Origin of the sequence: Aurantimonas sp. (assembly GCF_964217435.1) — a bacterium.
In the GTDB taxonomy this organism is placed as follows: Bacteria; Pseudomonadota; Alphaproteobacteria; order Rhizobiales; family Rhizobiaceae; genus Aurantimonas; species Aurantimonas coralicida.
The window spans coordinates 171,759-179,276 of the sequence record NZ_CAXPJM010000027.1 but is presented as its reverse complement, the minus strand read 5'-3'; the positions used below and the strand labels follow the sequence as shown (position 1 = coordinate 179,276).

Annotated in this window: 9 protein-coding genes; 3 read left to right on the top strand and 6 right to left on the bottom strand. The window is 67.1% G+C overall.

Translation table 11 applies throughout. From position 1 onward, the window contains the following. The coding region (locus tag ACEQX1_RS11925) for a MerR family DNA-binding transcriptional regulator (RefSeq protein WP_370196863.1) at window positions 1–175 on the bottom strand (175 nt) is incomplete at its 3' end. 73 nt (window positions 176–248) lie between these two features. Between ACEQX1_RS11925 and ACEQX1_RS11920 the strand changes: the two genes are divergently transcribed. Continuing rightward, a complete protein-coding gene (locus ACEQX1_RS11920; protein WP_370196164.1) occupies window positions 249–974 on the top strand; it encodes a cation transporter in 726 nt (241 codons plus the stop codon). 73 nt (window positions 975–1,047) lie between these two features. Here the strand turns inward: ACEQX1_RS11920 and ACEQX1_RS11915 are convergent, their stop codons facing one another. The 4 genes from ACEQX1_RS11915 to ettA form a co-directional block, all read right to left on the bottom strand. Beyond that, on the bottom strand, window positions 1,048–1,434 hold the full coding sequence (locus tag ACEQX1_RS11915; RefSeq protein WP_230784557.1) for a response regulator: 387 nt from the start codon (window positions 1,432–1,434) through the stop codon (window positions 1,048–1,050). Next, a complete protein-coding gene (locus ACEQX1_RS11910; RefSeq protein WP_370196858.1) occupies window positions 1,415–2,899 on the bottom strand; it encodes a sensor histidine kinase in 1,485 nt (494 codons plus the stop codon). Before ACEQX1_RS11910 ends, ACEQX1_RS11915 begins: the two co-directional genes overlap by 20 nt. A 340-nt stretch (window positions 2,900–3,239) precedes the next feature. Continuing rightward, complete coding sequence (locus ACEQX1_RS11905; protein WP_187390528.1) at window positions 3,240–3,575, bottom strand: hypothetical protein; 336 nt, start codon at window positions 3,573–3,575, stop codon at window positions 3,240–3,242. A 141-nt stretch (window positions 3,576–3,716) separates the two neighbouring features. After that, window positions 3,717–5,366, bottom strand: coding sequence for an energy-dependent translational throttle protein EttA (ettA, locus tag ACEQX1_RS11900; RefSeq protein ID WP_370196162.1), 1,650 nt, complete (start codon window positions 5,364–5,366; stop codon window positions 3,717–3,719). Window positions 5,367–5,538: 172 nt separating this feature from the next. Between ettA and ACEQX1_RS11895 the strand changes: the two genes are divergently transcribed. Next, window positions 5,539–6,225, top strand: coding sequence for an SDR family NAD(P)-dependent oxidoreductase (locus ACEQX1_RS11895; RefSeq protein ID WP_370196161.1), 687 nt, complete (start codon window positions 5,539–5,541; stop codon window positions 6,223–6,225). 115 nt (window positions 6,226–6,340) lie between these two features. Then, a complete protein-coding gene (locus ACEQX1_RS11890; RefSeq protein ID WP_370196160.1) occupies window positions 6,341–6,982 on the top strand; it encodes a glutathione S-transferase family protein in 642 nt (213 codons plus the stop codon). Window positions 6,983–7,076: 94 nt separating this feature from the next. Here ACEQX1_RS11890 and ACEQX1_RS11885 read toward each other — a convergent pair whose 3' ends face one another. After that, entirely contained in the window at window positions 7,077–7,358 is a 282-nt protein-coding gene (locus ACEQX1_RS11885) for an SH3 domain-containing protein (protein WP_370196159.1), read from the bottom strand. Window positions 7,359–7,518: the final 160 nt, after the last annotated feature.

Genomic DNA, 7,518 nt, shown 5'->3' with positions numbered 1-7,518 from the left:
CGAGTTCGCGCGCATGGCGTACGAAGCCGAGGCGGCGCAGATGCGCCTCGCCATAAAGCCGCCGGTTGCCGGCACTGCGCGGCGGCGCCGGCAGCAGGCCGATCTCCTCGTAATAGCGGATGGTCGGGATCTTCACGCCGGTGCGGCGCGACAGGTCGCCGATTGCGAGATTCATCGGATTTCGCCCTTGCTTCTCCAGTCACTGGAGATTGTAGGGTCGCGCCGAACGCATGAAAAGGAGCCCCGCGATGGCCGACCATTGCTGCGCCAGCACCGCCACACCCGCAGCCCCGACCGAGCCGCCAGCAGCCGAACCGGCAGCGTCCGCCGCCTGCGGTTGCTCGGGCGGCGTGCCCGTCTTCGACGGCGTCGATCCGCGCTACAAGCGCATCCTGTGGACGGTCATCGCCATCAACGGCGCGATGTTCCTCGTCGAGATGGGCGCCGGCCGCATCGCCGGGTCGCAGGCGCTCATGGCCGATGCGCTGGACTTCCTCGGTGACACGCTGACCTACGGCCTCAGCCTGGCGGTCATCGGCGCCAGCCTGAAGATCCGCGCTTCGGCAGCCCTGTTCAAGGGCGTCTCGCTCAGCCTGATGGCGCTGTGGGTGTTCGGCTCGACGGCCTATCAGGTCTTGGTGCTCGGCGTTCCCAGCGCCCAGATCATGGGGCTGATCGGGCTCTTGGCGCTTGCCGCCAACCTGGCCTCGGTCGGCCTCCTGATGCGCTACAAGGACGGCGACGCCAATGTGCGCTCGGTCTGGCTGTGCTCGCGCAACGACGCGATCGGCAATGTGGTGGTGATGGTCGCGGCCCTCGGCGTGTGGGGCTCGGGCTCGGCCTGGCCGGACCTTGCGGTCGCCGCGGTCATGGCCGGCCTGTTCCTCACCTCGTCTGTCGCGATCCTGCGCCAGGCCTTTGCGGAATATGGCGAAACCCCCACTGAGCTCGCAGAGTCAGGGAGCCGCTCCTGACGGGCACGACATGGGAGCGCATGGCTCCCAACCTCCGCCAGCAGCGTCCAACAGGACGCGAACCGGGCGGTCCTCAGTCGGTGACGGCGAGGATGGAATGCTCGATCTGGCTGGCGCTGTAGGGCTTCTGCAGCACCGGGCAAACCTGCCATTCGGTCTCCAGCCCCTCGCGGCCGTAGCCAGTGGCGAAGACGATCGGGATGCCGGCTTCCCGCAGCCGCGTGGCGACCGGATAGATCTTCTCGCCCCCGATATTGACGTCGAGAATGGCCACGTCGATCGCCATGCCGGAATCCAGCATGTCATGGGCGCGCTTCAGCCGCATGGCCAGTCCGACGACCTCGCAGCCGAGGTCGAACAGCATGTCTTCCAGTTGCATGGCGACGAGGCTCTCGTCCTCGACCACGAACACCTTCAGTCCGGCGACGTCACGAGCAGTGTTATGCGGCTGTGCTTGCAAATTCCTCCACCTCGGACAGGGCCAGTTCGATACGGCAGATGAGGCCGCCGGAGGCAAGGTCAAGGGACAGCGTACCGGATAGTTCGCCTTCGACCACACGGTGCAGCATGCGCATGCCGAACCCCTCGACGAGCGGGTTCGCGGAAACCGGCGCTCCGGCCGTCTCCGTCCAGGCGATGGACAGATGGCGGCCGGTGCCTTCGCCGGCGACCTGCCAGCTCACCACCAGCTCGCCCTCGTCGCTCGACAGCGCGCCGTAGGCGGCCGCGTTGGCGGCCAGCTCGTGGAACACCATGCTCAGGGCGATCGCCGAGCGGGCCGTCAGATGAACCTCCGGCCCGGACATGGTGACCTGGCTGCGCGGGAATGGCGACAGCTCCTGGCGCAGCAGCACGCGGAGCCCCGCCGCCTCCCAGCGCCGCTCCGCCAGAACATTGTGGGCGTGGCTCAGCGCCAGAATGCGCGCGTCGAAGGCGGCCCGCGCCTCCTGGGCCTGCGGCAGCTTGCGGAAGCTCTGGCGCGCCATCGACTGGACGGTGGAGAGCGTGTTCTTCACCCGGTGATTGAGCTCGTCGATCAAAAGCCGCTGGCGATCGGCGGCGCGGATCGCGTCGGTCCGGTCGGCGCCCTGCACGAAGACGCCGGTCACGCGGCCTTCGGCATCGCGGATCGGATTGTAGGTGAAATCGATGAAGGTCTCGCTCAGCCCCTCGTCGCCCTCGCCGTGGATGAGCAGGCGCACGCCCTCGCCGGTGAAGGACTTGCCCTCGGCATAGACCGCGTCGAGCATCTCGAAGAAGCCCTGCCCCGCCACTTCGGGCAGCGCCTCTCGGATCGGCAGGCCGATCACGTCGCGATGGCCGACGAAGCGGGCATAGCTGTCATTGGCGAAGACGGCGACGTGCTCGGGTCCCTGCAGCACCGCGATCATGCCCGGCGCCTGCCGGAACAGCCGGCGGAACTCCTCGCTCTCGGAGCGGGTCTCCTGATAGGCCTCCTCGACCTCGCGGGCATTGCGCAGCAGCGCCAGTTCGCCCGGCACGGCGGCGCTCGGCACGGTGCTCGCCTGCTTCAGCCGCACGATCTCGGTCACGTCCACGGTGTTCTGCACGATGAAGGCGACCGCGCCGTCATCATCGAGGATCGGCGTGTGCGTGGCGGTCCAGTAGCGTTCCTCGACGCCGCCGCCTTCCGATTGCGGCCGTGGAATCTCGTAGGGAATGAAGGCGATCGTGTCGGGTTCGCCGGTCTCCAGGACCTCGGCGAAGGACGCCCGCAGCCGCCGGCCGCTCTCGCCCTCATTGGGAAACAGGTCGAACAGCGGCCGGCCGACGAGTTCGTCGCGCTGCTTCAGAACGGCCTGCTCGTAGGCGCGGTTCACCGAAACGTATCGCAGCTCCCGGTCCAGCACCATGTAGGGGCTGGGAAGCACGTCGAAGATATGGGCGAAGACGAGATCGTTCATGCCAGCGCGGAGGACCTGCAATCCATGCCCGTCATCCCGTCGGGTCCGCGCCCCGTTCCGGCCGGATCGTGAGGAGATGTCGGACGGTATCGGGCGGACACCTTGGTGGGGTTCGGCTTGTCTGTCGGCACATCCGCGCCCTTGTTGACGGCAGGCGACCCCCCGGGGGCCGGCGCCGTGCGAATTCGTCTCGTCTTCAATGGAGGCCGGACGGACACCGGCGCCGCAATGCACCGTTATTCCACCCCTCGTCCCCCGTCATCCTAAAATGCCATCCCTGCCATTTGGTTGCTGATGCCATGATGAATCTTCACAGGGAAGCGACAGCGCGAACAAAACCTTACCAGGCGCAGATGCGCGTATCGGTCGCGGCGCTCGACCAGCAGGCCGGGTCGCCGCGCTCGCGCACATAGGTGCCCGGCAGAGGAACGTTGCGATGGCCCAGATTGACGAAGCCGGAGGCATAGCCCGGGCTGTCGATGACGAGGATATAGGTCACGTCCGGGCCGGTGATGGTGAAGCTTCCGGCCGAATCGGTCATCTGGAAGTCGCAGTCGAAATAGCCGTCGTCGGTGCTGTAGCACTCCGCGGGCTTGGCCTGCGCACCCGCATGGCCGAGGATCAGAAGCCCCGCTCCGGCGAGGGTCGCGATCGTGGATAGACGTCTGTTCGTCACGGCTGCCCTCCCTCGCGCCCATTGCGCGCGGACAAAGTAGCAGGACACAACCGCGACCGATAGCCGGCTAACACCCTGTTAACCGTCCGGTCCCGTACGCCGGTCCGGCTCCCTTCCGGAAACCGGACCGGCGCGAACCCGTCAGCGGGTCAGGCGCTTGTAGGTCGGACGCTTCGGATTGACCGACTCGGGGCCGAGGCGGCGGATCTTGTCCTGCTCGTAATCCTCGAAATTGCCCTCGAACCATTCGACATGGCTGTCGCCCTCGAAGGCGAGGATGTGCGTCGCCAGCCGGTCGAGGAACATGCGGTCATGGCTGATGACCACGGCGCAGCCGGCGTATTCCTCCAGCGCATCCTCCAGCGCCGTCAGCGTCTCGGTGTCGAGATCGTTGGTCGGCTCGTCGAGCAGGATGACGTTGGAGCCGGACTTCAGCATCTTGGCGAGATGCACGCGGTTGCGCTGGCCGCCCGACAGGGTGCCGACCTTCTGCTGCTGGTTCGGGCCTTTGAAGTTGAAGTTGCCGACATAGGCGCGGCTGTTCATCTCGTATTTGCCGAGCTTCATGATGTCGACGCCGCCGGAGATTTCCTCCCAGACGGTGTTGTTCGGCGTCAGGTCGTCGCGGCTCTGATCGACATAGCCGAGATCGACGGTCTCGCCGATCTTGATCTCGCCGCTGTCGGGCTTCTCCTGGCCGGTGAGCATCTTGAACAGCGTCGACTTGCCGGCGCCGTTCGGGCCGATGATGCCGACGATGCCGCCCGCCGGCAGCTTGAAGGAGAGGTTCTCGATCAGCACCCGGTCGCCGTAGCTCTTGGTCAGGTTCTCGACCTCGATAACCCGGTTGCCGAGGCGCTCGCCGGTCGGGATGACGATCTTGCCGTCCGCCGGCTTGCGGTTCTCGGCGGCCTCGACCAGCTCGTTATAGGCCCGGATACGCGCCTTCGACTTGGTCTGGCGGGCCTTGGCGCCCTGCTGGATCCACTCGCGCTCGCGGGTGATGGCACGCATGCGGGCGTCGTCCTCGCGGCCCTCCTGCTGCATGCGCTTCTGCTTCTTCTCCAGATAGACCGAGTAGTTGCCCTCGTAGGGCACGCCATGGCCGCGATCGAGCTCGAGAATCCAGCCGGTGACGTTGTCGAGGAAGTAGCGATCATGGGTGATCATCAGCACCGAGCCCTCGTACTCACGCAGGTGCTTTTCCAGCCACAGGATCGTCTCGGCGTCGAGATGGTTGGTCGGCTCGTCGAGCAGCAGGATGTCGGGCTTGGACAGGAGCAGCTGGCACAGCGCGACGCGGCGCTTCTCACCGCCCGACAGCGGGGCGATCTCGGCGTCCGGCGGCGGGCAGCGCAGCGCGTCCATCGCCATCTCCACCTGGTTCTCCAGGTCCCACAAATTCTGGGCGTCGATGACGTCCTGGAGCTTGGCGCCCTCCTCCGCGGTCTCCTCGGAGTAGTTCATCATCAGTTCGTTGTAGCGGTCGAGGATCGCCTGCTTGTCGGCGACGCCGAGCATGACGTTCTCGAACACCGTCTTCGACTCGTCGAGATGCGGCTCCTGCGGCAGGTAGCCGACGGTCGCGCCCTCGGCGGCCCAGGCCTCGCCCGTATAATCCTTGTCCTCGCCGGCCATGATCTTCAGCAGCGTCGACTTGCCGGCGCCGTTCGGGCCGAGAATGCCGATCTTGGCGTCGGGGTAGAAGGAGAGATGGATGTTCTCCAGGACCTTCTTGTTGCCGTAGGCCTTCGAAAGTCCGGACATGTGATAGATGAACTGGCGTGCCATTGCGCGCTGCCGCTCCGTATCGAGATGGAAAGAGAAGTTGCGCCGTACGTAAGCCATCGGAGCAGGCGGAGCAACGGCAGCGACGCGAAGAGGCGCGGCAGACGCTCCCTCGCAACAGCGCACCGCTCGCCTATCCTTGTCGCCAGCCGCAACGCTGCCGAGGAGCCAGCCCATGTCCATCGCCCTGATCGTGGGGGTCGGCGACGGCCTTTCCGCATCGCTCGCCCGCCAGCTCGCCGCCCGCGGGCATCATCTGGTGCTGGCTGCCCGCGATACCGACAAGCTCGCCGATCTCGAAGCCGAGACCGGTGCGACGACCGCCGCCTGCGACGCCGCCGATCCGGCCGCCGTCTCCCGCCTGTTCGAACAGGTGGACGGCATCGACGGCGACCTCGCGGTGGCGATCTACAATCCGTCGGCGCGGGTGCGCGGCCCGCTGGTCGATCTCGACCCAGCCGAGGTCCGCCGGGCGCTGGACGTCACCGCCTATGGCGCCTTCCTCGTCGCCCAGGCCTCTGCCCGGCGCATGCTCGCACAAGGCCACGGCACCATCCTCTTCACCGGCGCCTCGGCCGGCGTGAAGGGCTTTGCCCGGTCGGCCCCCTTCGCCATGGGCAAGTTCGCCCTGCGCGGCCTCGCCCAGTCCATGGCCCGCGAACTGCATCCGCAGAACGTCCATGTCGGCCACGTCGTCATTGACGGCGCCATCCGCAATCCGGGCCGCAGCGAGCCGGCCGACCAGCCCGATACCATGCTCGATCCCGAGGCGATCGCCGGGACCTATCTGGCGCTGATCGACCAGCATCGCTCGGCCTGGAGCTGGGAGATCGAGCTGCGCCCCTTCGTCGAGCGTTTCTGACCGCGGCAGGCGCGCGCCGTGGCACCGGCGCGGCGTCCCCGGCATCGCGGTTGCCAAGCGCGACGCCCTGCCGCATCACTGGCGCCACGAGGGATCGCAAGCGAGGGGAAGAGACATGCTGACCGTATGGGGACGCCGGAATTCGTCGAATGTCCAGGTGGTGATGTGGGGCATCGCCGAACTCGGGCTCAAGGCGACACGCCACGACGCCGGCCACAAATACGGCGGCACCGACACGCCGGAATACCGGGCGATGAACCCCAACGGTCTCGTGCCGGTGCTGAAGGATGGCGACGACGAGCCGCTGTTCGAATCCGCCGTGATCCTGCGCTATCTCGCCAGCCGCTACGGTGCCGCGCCGTTCTGGCCGGACGACGTCTCGGCCCGCGCCCAGATCGACAAATGGGCCGAATGGGCCAAGCTCAACATCTGGCTGAATTTCAGCGGCCCGGTGTTCTGGCAGATCGTCCGGGTCCCGGAGGCCGACCGCAACGCCGCCGCCATCGCCGCGGCGGTCCAGGCGCTGAAGCCCCGCTTCGACATCGCCGAGGCGCGCATCGCCGAACACGGCTACATCGCCGGCAAGGACTTCACCCTCGCCGACCTGCAGTTCGGCCACCTGCTCTACCGCTATTACGACCTGCCCATCGACCGGCCGTCCCATCCGGCCATCGAACGCTATTACGCCGCCCTCACCGAGCGCCCGGCCTATCGCGAGCACGTGATGGTGTCCTACGACGACCTGCGCGTCGTGTGATCCGCATGCCCCTGCAGCGCTCTCGACGGGCGCTGCTGGGCCGGCTTGTCGCGATCGATCCGGCGGGCGCTTGTTGCTGAGCGGGAACCGACGCCTACTGGCAGATATAGCCGGCATAGACCCAGCCGGTCGGCTCGCCATCGGCCTCGACGACGTACCAGGACCCGTCGTCATTGGAATCGATGATGTCGACATAGGTCCGCTGACCCAGCCGGGTCAGTTCCGGATAGCGCGAGCCCGGGCCTTCCCGGACCGACAGGTAATAGTCGCCATTGGGATCGAGGCCGCACACTTCAGCGGCCTTGGCAGGCGCCGTGCCCGCCCCGACGGTCAGCATGGCCAGCATCACTCCCGAGATCGTCGCGGACCGCAGCATCGCCCTGAACTCCTGTGCGCGACGCCGGATCAGTGCCGGCGTCCCGCCATGAGTGGCGCGTCCGGCAGGGCGTGACCATGCCCCGGCGTCCGGATTGCACGTCCGGGCGTCCGCTCGCGATCACCCGGCGTCGCGCGGCGGGAAACATCGGCTCCGCCGC